Annotated in this window: 20 protein-coding genes and 1 riboswitch; of the genes, 7 read left to right on the top strand and 13 right to left on the bottom strand. The window is 61.8% G+C overall.

The features are described 5' to 3' along the window. From GQF02_RS05990 to GQF02_RS05980, 3 genes are read right to left on the bottom strand one after another with little or no spacing between them, the layout of a single operon-like run. Nucleotides 1-405 carry a biopolymer transporter ExbD gene (locus tag GQF02_RS05990; protein WP_124736234.1) on the bottom strand — a complete coding sequence of 135 codons (405 nt, stop codon included), beginning with the start codon at nt 403-405 and terminating at the stop codon, nt 1-3. A 52-nt stretch (nt 406-457) separates the two neighbouring features. Next, the gene (locus GQF02_RS05985) at nt 458-1123 is read right to left on the bottom strand and encodes a class I SAM-dependent methyltransferase (protein ID WP_124736235.1); all 666 of its coding nucleotides are present in this window, start codon (nt 1121-1123) and stop codon (nt 458-460) included. Nucleotides 1124-1182: 59 nt separating this feature from the next. Continuing rightward, nucleotides 1183-1362 (bottom strand): DUF3460 family protein, encoded by a 180-nt coding sequence (locus GQF02_RS05980; RefSeq protein WP_124736236.1) that lies wholly within the window; start codon nt 1360-1362, stop codon nt 1183-1185. A 190-nt stretch (nt 1363-1552) separates the two neighbouring features. Here GQF02_RS05980 and GQF02_RS05975 point away from each other — a divergent pair, with 190 nt between their 5' ends. Both GQF02_RS05975 and GQF02_RS05970 read left to right on the top strand, forming a co-directional pair. Further along, complete coding sequence (locus GQF02_RS05975; protein WP_124736237.1) at nt 1553-2155, top strand: UPF0149 family protein; 603 nt, start codon at nt 1553-1555, stop codon at nt 2153-2155. Between the two features lie 144 nt (nt 2156-2299). Continuing rightward, nucleotides 2300-2485: a hypothetical protein gene (locus GQF02_RS05970; protein ID WP_124736238.1), complete on the top strand. Its 186-nt coding sequence runs from the start codon at nt 2300-2302 to the stop codon at nt 2483-2485. 12 nt (nt 2486-2497) lie between these two features. Here GQF02_RS05970 and cls read toward each other — a convergent pair whose 3' ends face one another. From cls to GQF02_RS05950, 4 genes are read right to left on the bottom strand one after another with little or no spacing between them, the layout of a single operon-like run. Next, nucleotides 2498-3943, bottom strand: coding sequence for a cardiolipin synthase (cls, locus tag GQF02_RS05965; protein ID WP_160795612.1), 1446 nt, complete (start codon nt 3941-3943; stop codon nt 2498-2500). 56 nt (nt 3944-3999) lie between these two features. Continuing rightward, nucleotides 4000-4884 (bottom strand): ABC transporter permease, encoded by an 885-nt coding sequence (locus tag GQF02_RS05960; RefSeq protein ID WP_160795610.1) that lies wholly within the window; start codon nt 4882-4884, stop codon nt 4000-4002. After that, nucleotides 4881-5972 (bottom strand): ABC transporter permease, encoded by a 1092-nt coding sequence (locus tag GQF02_RS05955; protein ID WP_124736241.1) that lies wholly within the window; start codon nt 5970-5972, stop codon nt 4881-4883. The genes GQF02_RS05960 and GQF02_RS05955 overlap by 4 nt, the downstream gene beginning before the upstream one ends. Then, nucleotides 5959-7497, bottom strand: coding sequence for an ABC transporter ATP-binding protein (locus GQF02_RS05950; RefSeq protein WP_160795608.1), 1539 nt, complete (start codon nt 7495-7497; stop codon nt 5959-5961). The genes GQF02_RS05955 and GQF02_RS05950 overlap by 14 nt, the downstream gene beginning before the upstream one ends. 244 nt (nt 7498-7741) lie before the next feature. Here GQF02_RS05950 and GQF02_RS05945 point away from each other — a divergent pair, with 244 nt between their 5' ends. The 3 genes from GQF02_RS05945 (at nt 7742) to GQF02_RS05935 (ending at nt 10140) form a co-directional block, all read left to right on the top strand. Then, nucleotides 7742-8812, top strand: a complete 1071-nt coding sequence (locus GQF02_RS05945) for a BMP family ABC transporter substrate-binding protein (RefSeq protein ID WP_124736243.1) — start codon at nt 7742-7744, stop codon at nt 8810-8812. Between the two features lie 92 nt (nt 8813-8904). Next, nucleotides 8905-9480, top strand: a complete 576-nt coding sequence (locus GQF02_RS05940; RefSeq protein ID WP_160795606.1) for a cysteine hydrolase family protein — start codon at nt 8905-8907, stop codon at nt 9478-9480. Between the two features lie 27 nt (nt 9481-9507). Continuing rightward, nucleotides 9508-10140: a hypothetical protein gene (locus GQF02_RS05935; RefSeq protein ID WP_160795604.1), complete on the top strand. Its 633-nt coding sequence runs from the start codon at nt 9508-9510 to the stop codon at nt 10138-10140. Nucleotides 10141-10143: 3 nt separating this feature from the next. On the opposite strand, the gene GQF02_RS05930 is transcribed toward GQF02_RS05935, so the two are convergent. From GQF02_RS05930 to GQF02_RS05910, 5 genes are all read right to left on the bottom strand, one after another. Beyond that, entirely contained in the window at nt 10144-11853 is a 1710-nt protein-coding gene (locus GQF02_RS05930; protein ID WP_160795602.1) for a tetratricopeptide repeat-containing response regulator, read from the bottom strand. 31 nt (nt 11854-11884) lie between these two features. Further along, nucleotides 11885-14038 carry a UvrD-helicase domain-containing protein gene (locus tag GQF02_RS05925; RefSeq protein WP_160795600.1) on the bottom strand — a complete coding sequence of 718 codons (2154 nt, stop codon included), beginning with the start codon at nt 14036-14038 and terminating at the stop codon, nt 11885-11887. 201 nt (nt 14039-14239) lie between these two features. Beyond that, nucleotides 14240-14776, bottom strand: coding sequence for a YfaZ family outer membrane protein (locus tag GQF02_RS05920; RefSeq protein ID WP_124734958.1), 537 nt, complete (start codon nt 14774-14776; stop codon nt 14240-14242). A gap of 72 nt (nt 14777-14848) precedes the next feature. Then, nucleotides 14849-15496, bottom strand: a complete 648-nt coding sequence (locus GQF02_RS05915; protein ID WP_160795598.1) for a YceH family protein — start codon at nt 15494-15496, stop codon at nt 14849-14851. 51 nt (nt 15497-15547) lie between these two features. After that, nucleotides 15548-17077, bottom strand: coding sequence for a glycine betaine uptake BCCT transporter (locus GQF02_RS05910; RefSeq protein WP_160795596.1), 1530 nt, complete (start codon nt 17075-17077; stop codon nt 15548-15550). 300 nt (nt 17078-17377) lie between these two features. Between GQF02_RS05910 and GQF02_RS05905 the strand changes: the two genes are divergently transcribed. Beyond that, nucleotides 17378-18139: a TlyA family RNA methyltransferase gene (locus tag GQF02_RS05905; RefSeq protein WP_160795594.1), complete on the top strand. Its 762-nt coding sequence runs from the start codon at nt 17378-17380 to the stop codon at nt 18137-18139. Nucleotides 18140-18262: 123 nt separating this feature from the next. Continuing rightward, nucleotides 18263-18438: riboswitch (Lysine riboswitch) on the top strand. Nucleotides 18439-18532: 94 nt separating this feature from the next. Next, complete coding sequence (locus GQF02_RS05900; RefSeq protein WP_160795592.1) at nt 18533-20116, top strand: Na+/H+ antiporter NhaC family protein; 1584 nt, start codon at nt 18533-18535, stop codon at nt 20114-20116. A gap of 105 nt (nt 20117-20221) precedes the next feature. On the opposite strand, the gene GQF02_RS05895 is transcribed toward GQF02_RS05900, so the two are convergent. Next, nucleotides 20222-20719, bottom strand: a complete 498-nt coding sequence (locus GQF02_RS05895) for a universal stress protein (RefSeq protein WP_124734953.1) — start codon at nt 20717-20719, stop codon at nt 20222-20224. Nucleotides 20720-20735: the final 16 nt, after the last annotated feature.

Genomic DNA, 20735 nt, shown 5'->3' with positions numbered 1-20735 from the left:
CTACTGCCCCTGACGCACGGTCAGCGCCACGCGGGTGATGCCGTCCTGATACAGACGGTCGGCAATCTTCACCACATCGCTGTACTTGGCATTCTGGTCGGCCGAAATCGCCACCGGCCGGCCACCCGTTGTCAGCGGCAAGATGGCCGCCACCAGCGCGTCCAGCGAATCCACCGCATGGGTCTTGCCATCCAGTGCCCAGGCATAGCGCCCCGTCGCGTCATACTGCACCTCGACCGGAGATTGCTCGACCTGCGCTGCACGGCTGACGCTGGGTACGTCGATTACGCCGGGCGTAAACATGGGGGCGGTCACCATAAAGATCACCAGCAGCACCAGCATCACATCGATATACGGCACCACATTCATCTGATTGACGAGACGGCGGGGTTTGCGATTCAGCATGAGGATAGCTTCGACAGTAGTTTTATAAAGACTGCATCCGGTTAAACAAAGTTCAACGACGAATCAATAAGGTTACACCATCGCCCAAGGGCAAGACGCACAGATCGAAACGCGGATCCTGCTTAAGCGCAGCATTGAAGTCGTGCATCAGCTGCACGCTAGGCGGGTCATCCGCCTGCGGCGTCACCACCCGGCCGGACAGGAAGATATTGTCCACCGCGATAATGCCGCCCTTGCGTACCAGTCGTGCACAGGCATCCAGATACGCAGGGTAAGACGGCTTGTCGGCATCGATAAAGGCAAGATCAAATTCGTCTGCGCGCCCCTCGTCCAGCAAGCCGTGCAGGGTATCCAGCGCCAGCCCCAGCCGCAAATCGATGCGATCGGCGACGCCGGCTTTTTCCCAATGCGCTCGCCCGATGGCGGTAAAGTCGGCGCGCACATCACACGCCACCACACGCCCGTCGTCCGGCATGGCCAAAGCCACCGCCAGCGTGCTGTAACCGGTAAAAACGCCGATTTCCAGATAGCGGCGCACGCCAGTCAGACGCGCCAGCCAGCCCATAAACTGCCCCTGCTCGGGGGCGATCTGCATCTTGGCAAAGCGCAGGCTGGCGGTCGCGTCGCGCAGTTCGCGCAGTACCGGATGCTCGCTGACGCCGATGGCCAGCAGGTAGTCGTGCAGGGATTCGTCAAGCGCCAAGGTTCGGCTGGTCATAACTTGCTCACAAAAAACGAAACGCCCGCAACGGGCGTTTAACTGAAATCATGCGCCGTTCAGTCCGGCTGGTAAACGTAAGGCTTTTGCGGCACACGCGCCTCTTTCCAGCGACGCGCATCGTCCGGATTCTGCTCGCGATCCCACCAGGTCAGACGCAGTTCACGGCGCTCGGTATCGACTTCTGGATGCTCGGCCAGAAAGCCGTTCATAAAGCGGGTAAATTCGGATTGGTACATCTTGTTGTTCTCCGTTTGTTGTGCGCGGATTGTAACCGAAAACCCGCGCTGCAACATGACACCAGAGCAGAGGGTTGCATGCTTGCGACAGCCTTGGGTCAAGGCACGACGCAGGCTGCGCGCAGCGTTTCAGCACGCCCGCAGGCTCTGGGCTAAAATGCGCGGCCATCTACCCCCGCAAGGACACCGCATGACCCCGACCGAACGCCAGATACTGGCCGATTTTCTCGTCCACCCCGAGCATGAAGGGCGCGCCATGAATATGGCGATGCTGCAAGGCTATCTCGCGGCACTGGTGATCGGGCCGTCGACGGTGGCGCCATCCCTGTGGTTTGCCCGGGTGTGGGATCACGAACACGGCAAACAGGCGCCGGTGTTCGACAGCATGGATGAAGCCAACGCGATACTGGGCAGCCTGATTGCCTGCAATAACGAAGTTTCCGCCCAGTTTGCCAGCGATCCGGCCGGCTTCACGCCCCTGTTCGCCACCGATACAGAACACAGTGCCGCCGACTGGGGCAAGGGCTTTTATCTGGCCATGGGCTTTGCCCGCACCGAATGGGCGCGGCTGATGAGCGAGCATCCGGCCTGGTTCCAGCCACTCTTGCAGCCGGCGACACCTGCCGATGCAGCCAAAAGCAGCGCGGCGCTGGCCAAGATCCATACCTTCTGGCAGCACGGCCATCCGGCACGCGCACCGCAAGAACCGCAACGCCGCGTCGATAGCAAGATCAGCCGCAATGATCCCTGCCCCTGCGGTTCTGGCAAAAAATTCAAGAAGTGCTGTGGATAAAAAGTCTGGAAACAGGCGGTTTGTGGATAAAAACATGGGTTTGGGCACGGGCAATGCGGGAAAGTTTGTGCACGGTCAATACCTGATACGCGGCGCTCTGCCAGAATGGTTTGCTTTCTCAAGCATTCCGGCATTTCCAAACTCATGCAATATTCGATTCAAGGCCTGCGCAATCTGATTAGCGAGGCACATTTCTGCTATGACCTGCCTAGCGACCCTGCCCTGCAGACGCCCGAGGCGCTGTCGCGTCTAGGCCAGGAGTTACTGCAGGCACTCGCCGACGCCAAGGCCCAGCTGCTGCAGGCCCGGCTCAACAGCCCCTTGCTGTAAACACCCGCCGCGCTACAGCAGCGGCGACACCAGATTGGACATGCCTTCCTTCAGCCGTGCCGCCATGCCGCGCTGCCGCCAGGCCGCGGCATCAAGCAAGACGGCATCCGCCTCATACGACTGCTGCAAGGCCACCAGCGCGCGGGTAAAACCCTCATCCAGCACCAGCAGCATCAGCTCGAAGTTCAGGTGCAGGCTGCGCGTATCGAGGTTGACGGTACCGAACAAGGACAGGGTGTCATCCACGGTGATGCTTTTGGTGTGCAAAAGTCCGCCACGGTACAGCATGACCTGCACGCCGGCGGCCAACAGATCATCGAAATACCAGCGGCTGGCGTATTGCACCAGACGAGAGTCGTTCTTTTCCGGCAGCAACAAGCGCACTTCCACCCCGCGCAGCGCCGCATTTTGCAGCGCCAGCGACAAGGCGTCGCCCGGCACAAAGTAGGGGGTCGTCAGCAGCAAGCGGGAGTGGGCGCGGCTGACCGCCTCCAGAATCAGCCGCAGATTGACGCCGCGATCAAAACCCGGCCCCGAGGGCACCACCTGCACCACCGAGAGCGGCGCTCCGGCCTCTGCCTGCGCCGCCATTCCGCCAAGCGGCGGCTCGCCGGTCTGCAACATCCAGTCATAGGCGAATACCGCCCGCAAACCATCCAGCGCCGGCCCGGCGATGCGCACCATGGCATCCACCCACTCGCCCACTCCGGCGTCCTGCTTGAAATAACGCGGGTCAACCAGATTGAGGCTGCCGGTATAACCGGCGCTGTCGTCAATCAGCGCAATTTTGCGGTGCAGGCGCAAATCGGCGCGCACAAACGGCATCTGCCATGCCCTGACCGTCATCGCCGCCTCGACCAGAACGCCGGCGGCACGCAAGCGCGCAGCTCCCAGCCCGGCCAGATACACCTTGGAACCCATGGCATCCAGCAACACACGACAGCGCACGCCGCGCGCGGCCGCCGCCGCCAGCGCCGCCTCGACTTCATCGGCCTCGCCGCCTGCGTTCCAGATATAAAATGCCAGATCCACGCTGGTGTGCGCCGTGGCAATGTCGCAGGCCAGCGCATGCAAAATGGCCCGCGTCTCGCTCATCAGCGTCAGCGCATTTCCTGCGCGCGCAGGCAGATGGGTGATGCGTTCGGCCAATACCGCCATGGCTTCAAAATCGCGGCTAGCCTCGCTCCCCGCCAGCAAAGGGGCAGGGCCCGGCAACTGCCAGCCGCGAAAGCGCAGGGTAAAATCCTGCACCCGCTCGCGCCGCGAGCGCCCGATCGGTCGCTCGCCTACCAGCAGATACAGGACAAAGCCGCCAAAAGGCACGGCCAGCGTCACCAGTATCCAGGCAAAACTGGAGCCGGGTGGATGGCGCGTCAGCATCACCCGCAGCGCCACACCGACCACCAGAAATGCGTCCAGCACAATGATGGCGATGCTGATCCAGCTCCAGTCTTCCACACTCTGCTCCTTGTCTTGGCTACAGCAAGTCTAGTGCCGGAGCGCAGGGGCTGCCGCTAGCGGTCAGGATGATAGGTCTTGCCCAGCGACAAGGGCTGGTTGAGCAAGATGGTGCGCGGATTGCGGCAGATCAGCACCAGCACGGCAATAGTCGCCAGATAAGGCAGCATGGACAAAAACTCGGACGGGATGGCCAGGCCCAGCGCCTGCGCATGAAACTGCAACACAGTCATGCCGCCAAACAGCCATGCCCCCAGCAGCACCCGCTCCGGGCGCCAGGTGGCGAACACCACCAGCGCCAGCGCGATCCAGCCGCGCCCGGCCGTCATGCCCTCCACCCACATCGGTGTATTCACCAGCGACAGAAAAGCGCCGCCCAGACCCGCCATCGCCCCGCCGAACAGCACGGCAAGATAGCGGATACGGCGCACCGGATAGCCAATGGCATCGGCCACCGCCGGCTTTTCCCCGACCGCACGCAACAGCAGGCCGGCTCGGCTCTTGCCCAGAAACCACCACAGGCCGCCACACAGCACAAAAGCCAGCAGCGTTATCGGGTCGAGGCCGAACAAGAGTGGCTCGACCCCTTTGACCACGCCGCCCACATAAGGCTGGCCGACAAAAGCCGCCAGCCCGACGCCGAACAGGGTCAGCGCCAGACCGGTCGCTACCTGGTTGGTCATCAGATGCAGGGTCAGTACGCCAAACAGCAAGGACAGGGCGCAGCCGGAGAGCATGGCAACGCCGAATGCCAAAAGCGGGCTGCCGGTCTGGCTCATGGTGGCGAAAGCAGCCACGGCACCAACCAGCATCATGCCTTCGACCCCCAGATTAAGCACACCGCTGCGCTCGGTCACCAGCTCGCCCAGAGCAGCCAGCATCAAGGGAGTTGCAGCACTGGCGGTGGACAAGAGCAGCGCCAGAATCAGGCCTTCATTCATCGGGTCGCCTCCTTGAGTACGGCAGCAGGGGCGCGCTCGCTACGGCGCACGCGGTAATGGATAAACAGATCGGCGGCCAACAGATAAAACAGCAACAGCCCCTGGAACAAACCGGTGATGGCGGCCGGCAAACCCAGCTCCATCTGCGCGGTCTCGCCCCCCAGATACAGAAGCGACATCAGCAGGCTGGCCAGCAAGGCGCCAAGCGGGTTAAGACGGCCGACAAAGGCGACAATAATCGCGGCAAAACCGTAGCCGGGCGACACCGAAGGCTGCAACTGCCCCAGCGGCCCCGCCACTTCAGCCACACCGGCAAGCCCGGCAAAGCCGCCGGAAATCAGCATGGCGATCCAGACATTGCGCCTCTCGCCAAAGCCGGCATAGCGCGCCGCCGCCGGCGCCTGCCCGGCCACCGTCAGGCGAAAGCCCAGCCAGCTCTTGCTTAAAAACAGCCAGATCAGCCCGACCAGCATGAGCGCCAGCACACCGGCAACGGTGACCCGCATCTCGGGATGCAAGAGCGGCAAAATGGCGGCTTCGTGGAACATGCGCGACTGCGGAAAATTGAAGCCTTCCGGGTCGCGCCACGGGCCATTGACCAGAAAGCGCAGCCCCAGACCCGCTACATAAACCAGCATCAGGCTAACCAGAATCTCGTTGGTGTGAAAACGGGTACGCAGCAAGGCCGGCAAGGCCGCCCACGCCATACCGCCCGCGACACCGGCCACCAGCATGGCCGGCATGAGCCACGATGCACTGACATCGGGAAAAGCCAGCGCCACACCGCCGCCGGCAATCGCGCCCATCACCAGCTGGCCTTCGGCGCCGATATTCCACACATTGGCGCGGTAGGCGATCAACAGGCCCAGCGAGCACAGCAACAGCGGCGTCGCCTTGAGCAGCCACTCGCCCACGCCGTAAAGCGTAGTCAGCGGCTGCACGAAAAACACATAAAACGCCTTGAGTGCCGGCTGACCCAGCAGGGTAAACAGCACAAAGCCGGAGGCCAGCATCAAGAGCGCAGCAATCAGCGGCGACAGCAGGCGCATGGTCGCCGAGGGCACAGGGCGGGTTTCAAGCTGGAACATGACTGTCCTTCTCGCTAAAGTCACCGCTCATCCAGCGGCCTATCAATTCCACACTGGCGTCAGCCGTGGCAATCGCCGGCGACAGACGGCCATCGGCCAGCACCGCGATGCGGTCGCAGATCATAAAGAGCTCGTCCAGCTCTTCGGAGATCACCAGCACCGCCACCCCGCGGTTGCGCATATCGATCAGCGCATTGCGTATCAGCATGGCCGCGCCGACATCCACCCCCCAGGTCGGCTGCGCCACCACCATCACCTCGGGCGCCAGCATCACCTCGCGCCCGATAATGAATTTCTGCAGATTGCCGCCGGACAGGCTTTGCGCCAGCGCGTCCTCGTCCGGCGCCTTGACCTTGAAGCGCGCAATCACCTCGCGGGCGAATTCGCGCACCTTGCTGCGCTGTATCCACGGCCCCTTGAGCATGCCGGCGCGGGTGGCGCCGGTGAGCAGGGCATTGTCGGCCAGACTCATTTCCGGCACCGCACCGCGCCCTAGCCGCTCTTCCGGCACAAAGCCCAGTCCCAGACCCAGCGCGCGGCGCGCACTTGGCCCCAGCTTGCCAGCCGCAACACCACGCAACGACAGCCCGTCGGCGCGTGCCAGCTTTTTTTCGCCGGACAAGGCCGCCAGCAGCTCTTGCTGGCCGTTGCCGGAGATGCCGGCGATGCCGACAATCTCGCCGCCATGCACCGCCAGCGACACATCCTGCAAGGCGGTACCGAACGGATCATCACTGGTAAGCGACAAGCCATTAAGCGCCAGCCTCAGTTCGCCCGGCGCTTGCGGGTTGAGCGTACACGCCGGCAGTTCGCCACCTATCATCATGCGCGCTAGCGAATCATTGGATTCGAGGCGCGGATCGGCCTCGCCGCTGACCCGCCCGCCGCGCAGGACGGTGGCACGCTCACACAGGGCACGGATCTCGTCCAGCTTGTGGCTGATATAGAGAATGCTGCAGCCCTCACCCGCCAGACGGCGCAGGGTCGCAAACAGCTGCTGCACCGCCTGCGGCGTCAGCACCGAGGTCGGCTCGTCCATAATCAGCAAACGCGGTTTTTGCAGCAGGCAGCGCACAATCTCGACCCGCTGGCGCTCGCCCACCGACAGGCTGTGCACCAGACGCGCGGGATCCAGCGGCAGGCCGTAGCGGGTCGACACCTCGCGGATCTCGTCGTGCAGTTCGGCCTGCGGCCGGTCTATGGACAAGGCGATGTTTTCGGCCACGGTCAGGGTTTCAAACAGCGAAAAATGCTGGAACACCATGCCTATGCCCAGCTCGCGCGCCATGGACGGGCTGGAAATGGCAAGCTTGCGCCCCTCCCAGACAATCTCACCAGCGTCGGGTCGGGTCACGCCGTAGATGATCTTCATCAGGGTGCTTTTGCCGGCGCCGTTTTCACCCAGCACCGCATGAATTTCACCGGGCGCAATATCAAGATCGATGGCGTCGTTGGCGATCACCGACGGATAGCGTTTACTGATACCGCGCAAAGACAGGCGCGCGGCAGGGGGAGGGGCATTCATCGCAAAGACTCCAGGGCGCGGGCACAAAAACTTACCCCGCAACAGTACCGGCAAGCCGGATCAATAATCCGTGCATGGTAAATCTTTTGGCATTTTTGATAAAACATTTGTTTGCATTTCGGGTTTATAATGCCGCGAATTTACCGCAAAATATCCAATAAAGATTATTAGCGGTCCTGCTGTAGACAAAGATACCCCGCTTGTTATGCTGTTCAAATTCGCCCCACCTCCAGGAGAAGTCGCCATGCTGTCCCGCCGTACTCTGATCACTACCTTGCTGGCTGCCGCTCTGAGCAGCCCGGCCTTCGCCGCCGAGCCGCTGAAAGTCGGCTTTGTCTATGTAGGCCCGATCGGCGATGCCGGCTGGACCCATGCCCATGACCTGGGACGCAAGGCGATGGAAAAAGCCCTGCCCGGCCAGATCAAATCCACCTATGTGGAAAGCGTGCCTGAAGGTGCCGACGCTGAACGCGTGATCCGCCAGCTGGCCGCCGCCGGCAATACGCTGATTTTCACCACCTCGTTCGGTTATATGAACCAGACGCAAAAAGTGGCGCAGGCCTTCCCTAATGTGAAGTTTGCCCACGCCACCGGTTACAAGACGGCCAAAAACGTCGCCATCTACAATCCCAAGACCTATGAAGGCGCCTACATGCTGGGCGTGATCGCCGGCGGCATGACCAAGAGCGACACCCTGGGCTTTGTCGGCTCCTTCCCGATTCCGGAAGTGATCCGCAACATCAATGCCTACACCCTGGGCGCGCAAAGCGTGAACCCCAAGATCAAGACCAAGGTGGTGTGGGTGAATAGCTGGTATGACCCGGCCAAGGAGCGTCAGGCCGCCGAAACCCTGATCGCACAAGGCGCGGATGTGCTGGCACAGAACACCGACTCCCCGGCCGTGGTGCAGACCGCACAGGAAAAGGGCAAGTACGCCATGGGCTGGGACACCGACATGGCCAAGTTCGGCCCCAAGGCCCAGCTGACCGCCTCGACCATCAACTGGGGCGGCTACTACACCCGCGCAGCCAAGGCCACGCTGGACAAGAGCTGGAAATCGGACAGCGTGGACTGGGGCATCAAGGACGGCATGGTGGCACTGAGCCCGCTGAATCCGGTCGTACCTAAACCTCTGGCTGCCAAGTTCGACGCCAAGAAGGCACTGTTTGCCAGCGGCAAGTTCCACAGCTTTACCGGTCCTATCGTCGATCAGGCCGGCAAGACCATGGTTGCAGCAGGTCAGGTACTGCCACAAAAAGGCGTGGATACCATGAACTGGTATGTGAAGGGCGTGGAAGGCTCGATTCCGAAGTAAGCATTGGGTCCATCCGCCACACAACCGCCCTTCGGGGCGGTTTTGCATTGACGCGCTATGGTGAGACTTGCATTACGCAAGGAGAGACCATCGTGCAAAGCGCACTCATCCTGATCGACTACATCAACGATATCGTCACCGCACCGCGTTACCGCGACTTTCTGGCGCGCCACCATACGCTGGAACGCCTGCCGCGGCTGATAAGCAGCCTGCGCAACTACAGCATACCGGTCATCCATGTCCGCGTCGGCTTTTCCGACGATTACCGCGAACTGCCGCGCGCCTCTCCCCTGTTTGCCAGTGCCGCCATCCGTGGCGCACTGCGCCTGGGTACCGCCGGCTGCGATTTTCATCCGGCCGCCGCCCCCCTGCCAGGAGAAACCATCATCCTCAAGCGCCGCGTCAATGCCTTTTACGGCACGGCGCTGGATCTTCTGCTGCGCAATATGCGCTGCGAACGCCTGCTGATTGCCGGCTGCGCCACCGATCTCGCGGTGCAAAGCACGGTACGCGACGCACACGACCGCGACTATCGCGTCACGGTGCTGGGCGGATTTTGTATCGCGGCCAGCGATGCCGACCACGATGACACCTTGCGCCTGCTCGCGCGCGTGGCGCTGGTCTCGCGCGAACAGGGCGGCCACGCAATAGCGGAAGTACCTGCCTAAGATAAAGCCATGCCGTTTGGCAAAGACATGGAACACCAACAAGGGGTCATCAAGATGGGAGCAAGCATGCGAATCGGTGCACTACTGGCAAGCGTCAGCCTGCTGGCGGCCTGCGCCACCACCTCCACCGTGCAAAGCCAGTGGCAGGATCCGGCCTATAAGGGCGGGCCGATCAAAAGCGCCGTGGTACTGGCCATAGGCGGCAGCATCACCGAACAGCGCATTTTCGAAGACAGTGTCGTGGCGCGCATGCAGACGCTGGGCGTGCAGGCCACGCCGGCTTATGCGCTTCTGCCGCCTTCCTCCACGCCAGTAGCCGAGGCGGATCTGGAGAGTGCGGTACGCAAGGCAGGTGTGCAGGGCTTTATGCTGATCAAGCTGCTGCCAACGGAAACAGGCTACCAGAGCGTAGCGCAACCGGTATTCCCGCAGCCCATGTTCGGCTGGTACGGGCCGTACCAGAACTTCTACAGCAGTTACCAGACACTGGTGCCTTACAGCATCGCGTCCAGCCAGACCACGCTATGGGACACCCAGACCCGGCGCCTGCTGTGGTCGGGCAATCTGCAATCATTTGATCCGGCCTCGGTTGCGGCAACAGCCAGTGCCTACGCCGCGACCTTAAGCAAAACCCTGCAAAAAGGCGGCTTGCTGCCCTGATTTTTACACCAGCCACTCGCGCCGGCCCTGCTGCTCCATCAGCGAATTCCACGCCTGCATGATTTTCTGGAATTTGCTGCTGCTCGGCTGCAGGGTGCGCACCCTGCCCAGCATGGCATGTCCCGCGCGCACATGGCTTTCGTGCCAGCCCTGGCGGTAAACCAGCGCGATAATCGCATTGCTGGTATTCAGCATCACCTGAACATTATCCGGCAGCTCGGCATAAGCCTTGCCAAACAGGCTGACCGCCTGCTCGTAATGGCCGGCCTGTGCTTCGCGCACCGCCGCGTTATTCAGGTTAACCACACTCTGTACGTTTTCGGCGATGAGTTCGCGCCCGGCCTCGGTGCGGCCAACCTGGTCAAACAAGCACCCCAGAGACTCCAGCAAAGCTTCGTCATCATGATGGTTGCGCACCAGTGTGCGCGCCACTTCGTCACCCAGATCGGGGCGCGCCAGGCTGTAGCATGCACGCGCATATTCCATGCGCGCCTCGACCCCCAGTTTGCCCTCAAGCTGCGGCAGACGCTCGGCGGTGCTCGCCAGGAGCTGGGCAGCCTTGCTCTTGTTACCGGCTTGCTGCTGCAGCTGGCTGTCTATCACATCGGCGACCCAGTTGCCGGCATCGTCGTGCTTGTAATCGCGACGCAAACCGGCCAGCGTCTTGCCCGCCGCGACACTGTCGCGTTGCGCCAGCTGTACCCGGGCGAGCTGGGCATACAGCGCCGGCTGGCGGTGCCAGCTATGTTTGGCCAAGGTCAGCGTCGTGCTGCAGGCGGCTTCTGCCGTCGCCAGGTCGCCATTGGCAAACGCGACTTCACCCAGTTGTTTTTGCCGGCGCACGACCACCGGCGACAAGCAGGTGGCTTGCTGCAGATTAAGCTGGGCCTGTGCGCCATCGTGATTGGCCAGATGTATCTTGGCCAGCCAGTCGTAGGCTTCCATCACCCGGTCGTTGTCCTGCAGCACCTGCTCGAACAACATGCGCGCCTCGTCGTAAGACTTGAGCCCGGTCAACGCCTTGGCCAAGCCCAGCCTGGCCCAGGGCAGCGGCTTGAGGCGCAACACTTCGACGTACAGTTTCTTGGCGCTGTCCCAGTCGCCGATTTTCAGGCTAAGGTTGCCCTTGAGGCGCATAAAATCGAGGGCGAATTCGCTTTTGTCCTGAATCTGTTTGCTGCAGGCTTCGGCCGCCGCCATATATTCGAAACGCATCAGCGCATCGTCCACCACGCGAAAAGCCTCGCGCCGGCGTATCGCCCGCTCCAGACGCAGACGCAATTCTTCGCCGGTAAAGGGCTTGAGCAGATATTCGTCCGGCGCCATTTCGGCGGCCGAAATCACCCGCTGGGCACGCCGCTCGCCGGTCACAATCATGAATACACAAGACTGCTTAAGCAGATTGCGCTCGCGTGCCTCTTCAAACAGATACAGACCGTCGTAACCATTGCCCAGATCGTAGTCGCACAGCACGACATCAAAATCGTAACGCGCAAGCTTGGCCAGCGCATCGTTACCACGGCTGGCGTACTCGACCCGTTCGGCGCCAAAGCTGCCCAGCGTCATCGCCAGCGCGCGCTGCATCTCGGGCACGCTGTCTATCACCAGAAACAGCTTGCGCCGGTAAGGATTCAGCTCTTCGGCCGATGCCGGGTGCTTGCCCTTATAAGCGCCAGCGATGGCCTGGAATGAATTGGACTGGCTGCTATTCATATCGCGCCCCTGTGTACATCTGCTCTATCCATTATTGCGCGGTCAGCTTGGCGTAGCGCAAATCCAGCCACTTCATCCCATGCTCGGCAAAATTGATCTGCAGACGCACATCGCTGCCGCTGCCTTCGGCGCTCACTACCATGCCGATGCCGAATTTGGCATGCCCCACGCTCTGCCCGATATGAAAGCCGCCATAGTCGCCCCCCTTAGGGCTCGCCCAGGCCGGCATGGCCTCGGTCAGCCACGGCGCCTTGGCCGGTGCGCGCTGCGGCGCTTTCTTGCCGGCCAGCTCGTGTACCAGCTCTTGCGGAATCTCGTCGACAAAGCGCGAACGGATCGGATAGCGGCTCTGGCCATGCAGCATGCGGCTTTGCGCCGAACTCAGATACAGGCGCTTGCGTGCCCGCGTCACCGCCACATACATCAGCCGGCGCTCTTCCTGCAGGCCTTTGCTGTCGTTCAGACTGTTCTCGTGTGGAAACAAGCCCTCTTCCAGCCCGGATACGAACACTGCATCGAATTCCAGCCCCTTGGCCGCGTGTACCGTCATCAGCTGCAAGGCATCGGAGCCGGCATCGGCCTGATGCTCGCCGGCTTCCAGACTGGCGGCGGTGAGAAACTCGACCATTTCCTGCGCCGGGTCGTCGGGCATAAAACCGGCGGCGGCATTGATCAGCTCGTCCAGGTTGGCCAGGCGCTCCTCACCCTCCTTGCGGTCGGCCTCGTACAAGGCCCGCAAACCGGAGCGGTCTATGATCAGGCTGATCATTTCAGCGAGCGTCAAGAGCTCGACCTTGGCGCGCAACTCTTCAATCAGCAGCACGAACGCCGCCACCTTGCCGGCGCTACGCCCGCCGCTGGCGCCACATGTAGCCTGCCACAGCGACACGCCCTGCTCGCGGCTCAGGGTCTGGATGTTTTCCACACTGCGCGCACCGATGCCGCGTGCCGGCACATTGATCACACGCAGCAAGGCATTGTCGTCGTCCGGGTTGGACACCAGACGCAGATAGGCCATCGCATGCTTGATTTCCTGACGCTCGAAAAAGCGCAGGCCGCCATAGATGCGGTAGGCAAGGCCGGCGTTCACCAGCGCGTGTTCCAGCGCGCGCGACTGCGCGTTGGAGCGGTACAGCACCGCCATATCGGACAGATTCCAGCCCTCGCGCACCAGTGCCTTGACTTCATCACACACGAACTCGGCCTCGTCGCCGTCCGAGTAGGCCTCGTACAGGCGGATGGGTTCGCCCTCGCCGGCATCGGTCCACAGATTCTTGCCCAGACGGCCATCGTTTTTCTCGATCAGCGCATTGGCCGCGGTCAGGATATTGCCGACCGAGCGGTAATTCTGCTCCAGCCGCACCGGCCCTTCGATACCGTAATCGGCCAGCAGCGAGCGCATATTGCCCACCTCGGCACCACGGAAGGCATAGATGCTCTGATCGTCGTCACCCACGGCAAACAGCGCCGCATCGCTACCGGCCAGCAGGCGCAGCCAGGCGTACTGCAACAGGTTGGTGTCCTGAAACTCGTCGACCAGGATATGGCGGAAACGGTTGCGGTAATGCTCGGCCAGCGCCGCATTGCGGCTTAACAGCTCGTAACAGCGCAGCAGGAGTTCGGCAAAATCGACCACGCCTTCGCGATTGCACTGTGCATCGTAAGCGGCGTAAATCTCGATCAGCTTGCGGGTGTAACTATCGTGCGCCGACAGCTCGCCGGCACGGCGGCCGGCTTCCTTGTTGCCGTTGATAAAGGCAGCCACGGCCTTGGGCGGGAATTTTTCGTCGGACACATCGAGGATTTTCAGCAACCGCTTGATGGCCGAGGACTGCTCGCCCGGATCCATAATCTGGAAGGTCTGCGGCAGGCCGGCATCGCGGTAATGGATGCGCAGCATGCGGTTGCACAAGCCGTGGAAGGTGCCTATCCACATGGTGCGGGTATTGACCGGCAGCATGGCCGACAGCCGCGTCTGCATCTCGCGCGCAGCCTTATTGGTAAAGGTCACGCCAAGAATGGCGGCGGGCGATGCCTGCCCGGTCGACAATAGCCAGGCAATGCGCGTCGTCAGCACCCGTGTCTTGCCGCTACCGGCACCGGCCAGCACCAGAGCGCTTTTCGCCGGCCAGGTCACGGCGCGTAATTGTTCGGGATTCAGACCGGCAAGAAGATCGGCGTTCATGGGGCAAAGCCTTGCTGGGGAAACAAAACAGGGATTCTACACCAGCACTGCACCGCCGCCGCCGCATGGGGGCGAAAAGGTGACTCGGGACTCGGGACTCGGGACTCGGGACTCGGGACTCGGATTTCAGTGTTTCGGCCAAGCACGCTCGCGTCAACACCGCGAGTCCCGGTTCCCTGATCCCCGATCCCCGATCCCGCTTTAGAAGCCGATACTGGCGCCCAGATAGGCACCGTCGGCGATCTTGCGGTCGCGGCGGCTGTCGTTGCGCTCGACCTTGAACTCACGCCAGCCGGCCTCGATGCCGACCAGCGGCAGCGGCTTCCAGCGCAGGCCAGCCATGGTGTCGCTCACCTTGCTGACGCTACCGCTGGCAGCGGCTTCCGGCGCCCAGTAGCCCTGCACGAAGGCTTCGGTGGAATACGGCAGGTCTATGGTGGCACGGCCGCCCAGCATGCCGGCAGTCGCCTCGCCACCGGCATCGATCCACATCGCCTTGCCGCCCAGATCCACGCGCGCGAACGGCACCGGCAGGCTGAAGGTCAGGCCCACGCCGCCGGCTTCCATCGTGCCGTGTTTGTCGGATTGCAGGTAATCCAGCGTAATGCCGGGACCAAAGCCGGTGGCGGTGCGGCTGATAAAGCCGCCATGTTCGGTCGCCGCCAGCGTCAGATCACCAGCCAGGGCAGGCAGGGCGGCAGTGGCCAGTACGGCGGCCAGTAAAGTCTTTTTCAACATCTTTTTTCTCGGTTTAAAACAATAAAAAAACCCGCGCCAGCCCAGCCTAAGGCATAGCCGCGCGGGTAGCTTTCAGTCGGCAATCCGTGTTTCCAGCTCGAGCAAGCGTGCCTTGAGCGCCGCCACTTCGGCTTCCAGCGCAGCGACGCGGCCGGTCAGACCGACCACAATCGCATCGCACTCCTCGCCGCGCGGCGGTGCCGGATGGGCGCCCGGTTCGGGCATGCCGGACAACAGATGCGCCCAGCGTGCTTCGCGCTCGCCGGCCTGGCGCGGCAGATGCACCACCAGTGGCGGATATTTGTCGGCCAGCGCATCCAGCGCGGTCTCGACTTCTTCCACGCTGGAAAAACTGTAGATACGCCCGGCACGGGTGCGGATCTCGGCCGGGGTCTGCGGCCCGCGCAGCATCAACATGGCCAGCACTGCCAGACGGGCGCCCTCGATATTCCATGCATACGGCAGCCGGTGCTCGTATTTGGCAACACGCGCGCCAGCCGGCATGCGTTCGCCCACCAGCTTTTGTGCCATCAGCGACGCCAGTGCGGCACTAAGATCGGCCTCGCCCAGACTCATCACCGGTTCGCGGCTGGTGAGCTGGTTGCACGCCGACAGCAGCGCATTGAGCGTCAGCGGATAGGTATCGGGGTTCAGCGCCTGTTTTTCGACCAGACAAGCCAGAACCCGTACTTCGACCGGGTCAAGTTGATGCGTATCCATAATGCCTCCTTGCGATGACGCTTATGATCGCATCAAACCCGCTGCGCTGCATTACCTGGACGCTTGCGCCAGCAGCCTTTCCATCTCGTGCTTGAGCGCCAGTTCATGATGGCGCTGCTTGCGCTCGTCCTGCGACAGAGCCTTGTATAGCGACACCATCATGCCGACCATAATCAGCGCAAAGGGCAGCGCCGCGATAATCGACACGCTTTGCAGCCCCTTGAGCCCACCACTGCCAAGCAGGATCAGCGCAATAGCCGCCACCAGTATCCCCCACACCAGCTTGACCCGATGGCCCGGGTTGAGGCTGCCCTTGCTGGACAGCATGCCCAGCACAAAGGTGGCAGAATCGGCCGAGGTGACAAAAAAGCTCAGCACCAAGAGCATGGCCACGCCCGAAATCACCGCACCACCGGGCAGCCCGGCAAACATGTGATAGAGCGCGGTAGAAGCATCGCTGCCTGCGGCGGCCACCAGATCGGCATGACCGAACAGCTGCATCCACAAGCCGGTGCCGCCGAACACCGAGAACCAGATAAAGCTGGCCAAAGCCGGCACCAGCAGCACGCCGACAACAAACTCGCGGATGGTGCGGCCCTTGGACACGCGGGCAATGAACATGCCGACAAACGGTGCCCAGGTGATCCACCAGGCCCAGTAGAACAGCGTCCAGCCCGCCACCCAGGTGTTCTGCGAATACGGCGTCAGCCTCAGGCTCTGCGCGACCAGGTCATCCAGATAGTCGCCCAGCGTGGTGGTGAAGATATCGAAAATAAACGCCGTTGGCCCCAGCACCGCCACCAGCAACAGCAAGCCCACCGCCAGCCACAGATTAAGATTGGACAGGATGCGGATGCCGCGCGTGAGGCCGGTCAGCGACGACAGCACAAACAGCACGGTGGCGGTGGCGATCACGGCAAAGGTGGTCCAGCCGCCGCTTGGAATCCCGAACAGGTAGTTTAAGCCCGACTCGATCTGCAGGGCGCCAAAGCCCAGCGAAGTCGCGACACCGAAAGCGGTTGCCAGCACGGCCAGCACATCGATGGCCTTGCCGATGGGGCCTTCCACCCGGTCACCCAGCAAGGGGCGGAATACCGAGCTGATCAGTCCGGGGGCGCCGCGGTTAAACTTGAAGTAGGCCAGTGCCAGCCCCATCACGCAGTAAATCGCCCACGGATGCAGGCCCCAGTGAAAGAACGAAGCATGCATGGCCATGCGGGCGGCCTCAGGTGTCTGGGCGGCGATGCCCTGCGACGGGGAGGCAAAGTGCGACAGCGGCTCGGCCGTACCCCAGAACACCAGGCCGATGCCCATGCCGGCGGAAAACAGCATGGCAAACCAGCTGCCACGGGAGAACTCGGGCTCGGCATCTTCGCCGCCCAGACGGATCTGGGCAAAACGGCTGCATGCGAGATAGAGGGCAAACAACAAAAAGCCAAATACGGATAACAGATAGAACCAGCCGAAGCGGGCAATGGTCAGCGACAATAAGTCAGCGGTGAACTGATTGAGTTGCCCGGGCATAAACAGGCCGAGCAGGACGAAAAGAGCGGTAAGTGCCAGCGAAATACGTAAAACCATACTGCCTCCTTGAGTGGCCTGTCATCCATGCGCGCCATACCGGGGCAGGAAAACAGTGCCGGGGTTGGTGGTTCAGGTGACTCAAGGCGAGCCGATGCGGACAAGGCCGCGATACCCGGGGAACGGGTGTTCATCAAGACGGGCGTATAGCCCGGACAAGAAATAACTCAAAAAACATAAAATGCGGACAAAGCCTATCATCTTTGTGCGATGCGGCGCAAACCGCATGCCGACTGTCGCTTGACAGCCACCCGCGCTGGCGCGACCCTAGCGCCCCCAGAATCCACCCGACTCCCTACCATGCTCCGAGCCGATATTTTGCTGGTCGAACAAGGCCTTGCCCCCTCCCGTACTGCCGCCCAAAACCTGATTGCCGCAGGCCGGGTCAGCATTGTGCGCGACGGCAAGCTGCTGCCGCTGGCCAAAGTCAGCCAGAAACTGGCACCCGATACCCGCTTTGATATTGTGCCGGATGCCGCCGACCGTTATGTGTCGCGCGGCGCACTCAAGCTGGAAGGCGCGCTGGCCGAAACCGGCCTGGACGTGACCGGCATGCGGGCACTGGATGTGGGCCAGTCTACCGGCGGCTTTACCGACTGCCTGCTGCAGGCCGGTGCGCATCGCGTGGTCGGCGTCGATGTCGGCCATGATCAGCTGGCGCAAAAAATCCGCGACGATGGGCGGGTACGCTATTTCGAGGGGGTCAACGGGCGCGCGCTGGATCACGCGGCCTTGCTGGCGGCCAATGACGGCATGGCGTTCGATCTGATGGTGTGCGATGTGTCGTTTATTTCGCTGACCCTGATCCTGCCTTCCGCCCTGCCCCTGATCCGGACTGGCGGCTACCTGCTAAGTCTGGTCAAGCCGCAGTTCGAAGTCGGACGCGAGGGTCTGGGACATGGCGGCATTGTGCGCAATGAAAGCCTGTACGCCGGGGTCAAGGACAAGATTTCTCTGGCGGTGGAAGACCAGGGCTTCGAGGTGCTGCGCTGGCTGGACAGCCCGATCAAGGGCGGGGACGGCAACCGGGAATTCTTTGTCTGGGCGCGCAAGAATAGCTAGCGCGGATGTGCTTGTCCGGCTCGGTCGGGCAGGCGCACCACCAAGCAAATCCAAAAGAATTCAATCACTAAATTGCATAAAACAATTGCATAGTAAGCACTTGCACTTAATAATGGTCCGGTAACTTTGAGTAGAGGTTGCACTGTCTAAGAGTATGCGGCGGGAGCTTGAACCCGATGATCGCCGCAAAAAGGAGCCAGTGCCGAAGTAGCCAAGCCGTCAGGCAAAGCTGCTGGGGACATTTCAAACAGGAATGTCACTGCCATAGTCTGAGCAAACTATGGAGCGCTACTGAAAGGGTAGGAGTCTCCCCCGGACGCCCTTGGTGCGTCTGCTGTCTTCTGGTCCTCTCGGTAGGTCTCCACCTGTAATCCACATAGGTGATACGAGATCATGGAACTAAGCCAATATTCCGATTCTTTACTGTCTGTCTTGCCGCCTTTGGTGGCGGTCTCTCTGGCGGTCATTACCCGCCGCGTCGTCCTATCGCTAGGCCTTGGCATTGCCGTAGGTGCCCTGCTGTTGACCGGCAATCTCCTGTCGGCCGGTCAATATATCGGACAATCTGCACTGGCCATTTTCTGGGACGGCAGTGCGCCCAACTGGGGCAGCGTCAATATCCTGCTGTTTCTGCTGCTGCTGGGTTTTCTGATTGCACTGATGACTCTCACCGGCGGCAGCCGTGCCTTTGCCGAATGGGCACAGCAGCGCATCAAGAGCCGCCGCCAGGCTAAAGCCATGACCGGCCTGCTGGTGTTTCTGTTCTTTATCGATGATTACTTCCACAGCCTTGCCGTTGGCACCATTTGCCGCCCGGTCACCGACCGCTATCGCATTTCTCGCGCCAAACTGGCTTATCTGCTGGATTCAACGGCCGCGCCGATCTGCGTGATCATGCCGGTTTCGTCGTGGGGCGCGTATATCGTGGCCCTGATCGGCGGCATTCTGGCCGCACACGGCATTCAGCAGCACAGCGCGTTCTCGGCTTTTATGACCATGGTGCCGATGAATTTCTATGCCCTGTTCACCCTGCTGCTGGTCGTCGCCACCATTATCCGGCCGCTGGATCTGGGCGCGATGGCACAGCATGAAGCGCAGGCACAAAACGGCATGCTGTACGACCAGAGCAAAGGCACGCCACCCGGTGTCAGCGAGGAACTACAGGCTGTAGGCGAGGGGCAGGTGCGCGATCTGGTGCTGCCCATTCTCACGCTGGTGCTGACCACGATCTACTTTATGCTGGCGACCGGGGCCGATGTACTGGCACAAAACGCCAAGGCGTTCAGCCTCCTGGGTGCATTCGAAAATACCAATGTCGGGCTGTCTCTGGTCTACGGCGCACTGAGCGCACTCGCGGTAGCCGGCGGTCTGGCGCTGCGTCTGGGCCTGCCCGTGCGCGACTGCTTGTCGGTGCTGCGCCACGGCTTTGCCGCCATGTGGCCGGCACTGCGCATCCTGCTGCTGGCATGGCTGATCGCCGCCGTGATCCGCGATGTCCAGACCGGCAAATATCTGGCGTCGATGGCGCAGCTGGCCATGCCATTCTGGCTCTTGCCGGCGGTCTTGTTCGTGCTCGCCGGTGCCATGGCATTTTCCACCGGCACCAGTTGGGGCACGTTCGGCATCATGCTGCCGCTGGGTGCCGATCTGGTGATGGCGACCGAACCTGCCCTGCTGCTGCCGGCCCTGTCGGCGGTGCTGGCCGGTGCCGTGTTTGGCGACCATTGCTCGCCCATTTCCGACACCACCATCCTGTCATCAACCGGCGCGGGCAGCCACCATATCGACCATGTGCTCACCCAGCTACCGTATTCCTTGCTGGTTGCGCTGGGCTCCATCGCAGGCTATCTGGTACTGGGCGCCTCCGGCTCGGTCTGGCTGGGCCTGCTGACCTGCTCGCTATGGTTTGCCCTGGCCCTGCCGCTGCTGCATCACTACCAGTTACGCCGTCCGGCGCTGGTGCCTTGCGCGGCATAAACGGCCAGCCCTGCCTCACCCATAAAAAAGAGAGAACCAGCCTCATGGCGGTTCTCTCTTTTTATCTGCATCAGGCACCATCAGACTTAGTTTGGCTGGCCCGAATCACAGCACCGGGCGCTTATCGAACAGCTTGTTTTCGTCGTCGTCATGCACATTACGCACGATCAGCAAGGGCAATGGCGCCATGCGCAGCAGCGTTTCGGCAAAGCTGCCCATCAGCAAGGTCATCAAGCCGCCACGGCCATGGGTGCCCACCACGATCAGGTCGGCATGATGGTCATGAGCGGCAGCAAGCAGAACCTTGGCCATATCCTTGGCGCCATCCCAGCTCTCCAGAATCAGCGGCGTCACATTGCTAATGCCGCCCGCCCGCGCCTGTGCCTCGGCTTCGGCCATGATCTGCGTGCCGCGCTCATGCGCCAGCGTATGCAGATCATGGTTACCCAGCATGCCGACGCCCTCCACGCTGATGTCGCGCAAGCTGGCCACATGCACCAGAATCAGCCTGCCCTGCTTGACCTGGGCCAGCTTGATGGCCTCCTGCAAGGCCAAGGCAGCGTTATGGCTGCCATCCAGTGCGATCACGATATTCTGGTACATGCTGCATCCTTTCAAA

Origin of the sequence: Craterilacuibacter sinensis (genome assembly GCF_009831765.1) — a bacterium.
Taxonomy (GTDB): domain Bacteria; phylum Pseudomonadota; class Gammaproteobacteria; order Burkholderiales; family Chromobacteriaceae; genus Craterilacuibacter; species Craterilacuibacter sinensis.
This window is presented reverse-complemented; position numbering and strand designations above follow the sequence as displayed.

Coding starts and splice junctions, on each gene's coding strand:
- GQF02_RS05905 (WP_160795594.1), top strand. CDS start 17,378: ATGCTCCGAGCCGATATTTTGCTGGTCGAACAAGGCCTTGCCCCCTCC.
- GQF02_RS05925 (WP_160795600.1), bottom strand. CDS start 14,038: ATGAACGCCGATCTTCTTGCCGGTCTGAATCCCGAACAATTACGCGCC.
- GQF02_RS05895 (WP_124734953.1), bottom strand. CDS start 20,719: ATGTACCAGAATATCGTGATCGCACTGGATGGCAGCCATAACGCTGCC.
- GQF02_RS05970 (WP_124736238.1), top strand. CDS start 2,300: ATGCAATATTCGATTCAAGGCCTGCGCAATCTGATTAGCGAGGCACAT.
- GQF02_RS05960 (WP_160795610.1), bottom strand. CDS start 4,884: ATGAATGAAGGCCTGATTCTGGCGCTGCTCTTGTCCACCGCCAGTGCT.
- GQF02_RS05920 (WP_124734958.1), bottom strand. CDS start 14,776: ATGTTGAAAAAGACTTTACTGGCCGCCGTACTGGCCACTGCCGCCCTG.
- GQF02_RS05975 (WP_124736237.1), top strand. CDS start 1,553: ATGACCCCGACCGAACGCCAGATACTGGCCGATTTTCTCGTCCACCCC.
- GQF02_RS05980 (WP_124736236.1), bottom strand. CDS start 1,362: ATGTACCAATCCGAATTTACCCGCTTTATGAACGGCTTTCTGGCCGAG.
- GQF02_RS05985 (WP_124736235.1), bottom strand. CDS start 1,123: ATGACCAGCCGAACCTTGGCGCTTGACGAATCCCTGCACGACTACCTG.
- GQF02_RS05900 (WP_160795592.1), top strand. CDS start 18,533: ATGGAACTAAGCCAATATTCCGATTCTTTACTGTCTGTCTTGCCGCCT.
- GQF02_RS05930 (WP_160795602.1), bottom strand. CDS start 11,853: ATGAATAGCAGCCAGTCCAATTCATTCCAGGCCATCGCTGGCGCTTAT.
- GQF02_RS05950 (WP_160795608.1), bottom strand. CDS start 7,497: ATGAATGCCCCTCCCCCTGCCGCGCGCCTGTCTTTGCGCGGTATCAGT.
- GQF02_RS05910 (WP_160795596.1), bottom strand. CDS start 17,077: ATGGTTTTACGTATTTCGCTGGCACTTACCGCTCTTTTCGTCCTGCTC.
- GQF02_RS05945 (WP_124736243.1), top strand. CDS start 7,742: ATGCTGTCCCGCCGTACTCTGATCACTACCTTGCTGGCTGCCGCTCTG.
- GQF02_RS05935 (WP_160795604.1), top strand. CDS start 9,508: ATGGAACACCAACAAGGGGTCATCAAGATGGGAGCAAGCATGCGAATC.
- GQF02_RS05990 (WP_124736234.1), bottom strand. CDS start 405: ATGCTGAATCGCAAACCCCGCCGTCTCGTCAATCAGATGAATGTGGTG.
- GQF02_RS05955 (WP_124736241.1), bottom strand. CDS start 5,972: ATGTTCCAGCTTGAAACCCGCCCTGTGCCCTCGGCGACCATGCGCCTG.
- GQF02_RS05915 (WP_160795598.1), bottom strand. CDS start 15,496: ATGGATACGCATCAACTTGACCCGGTCGAAGTACGGGTTCTGGCTTGT.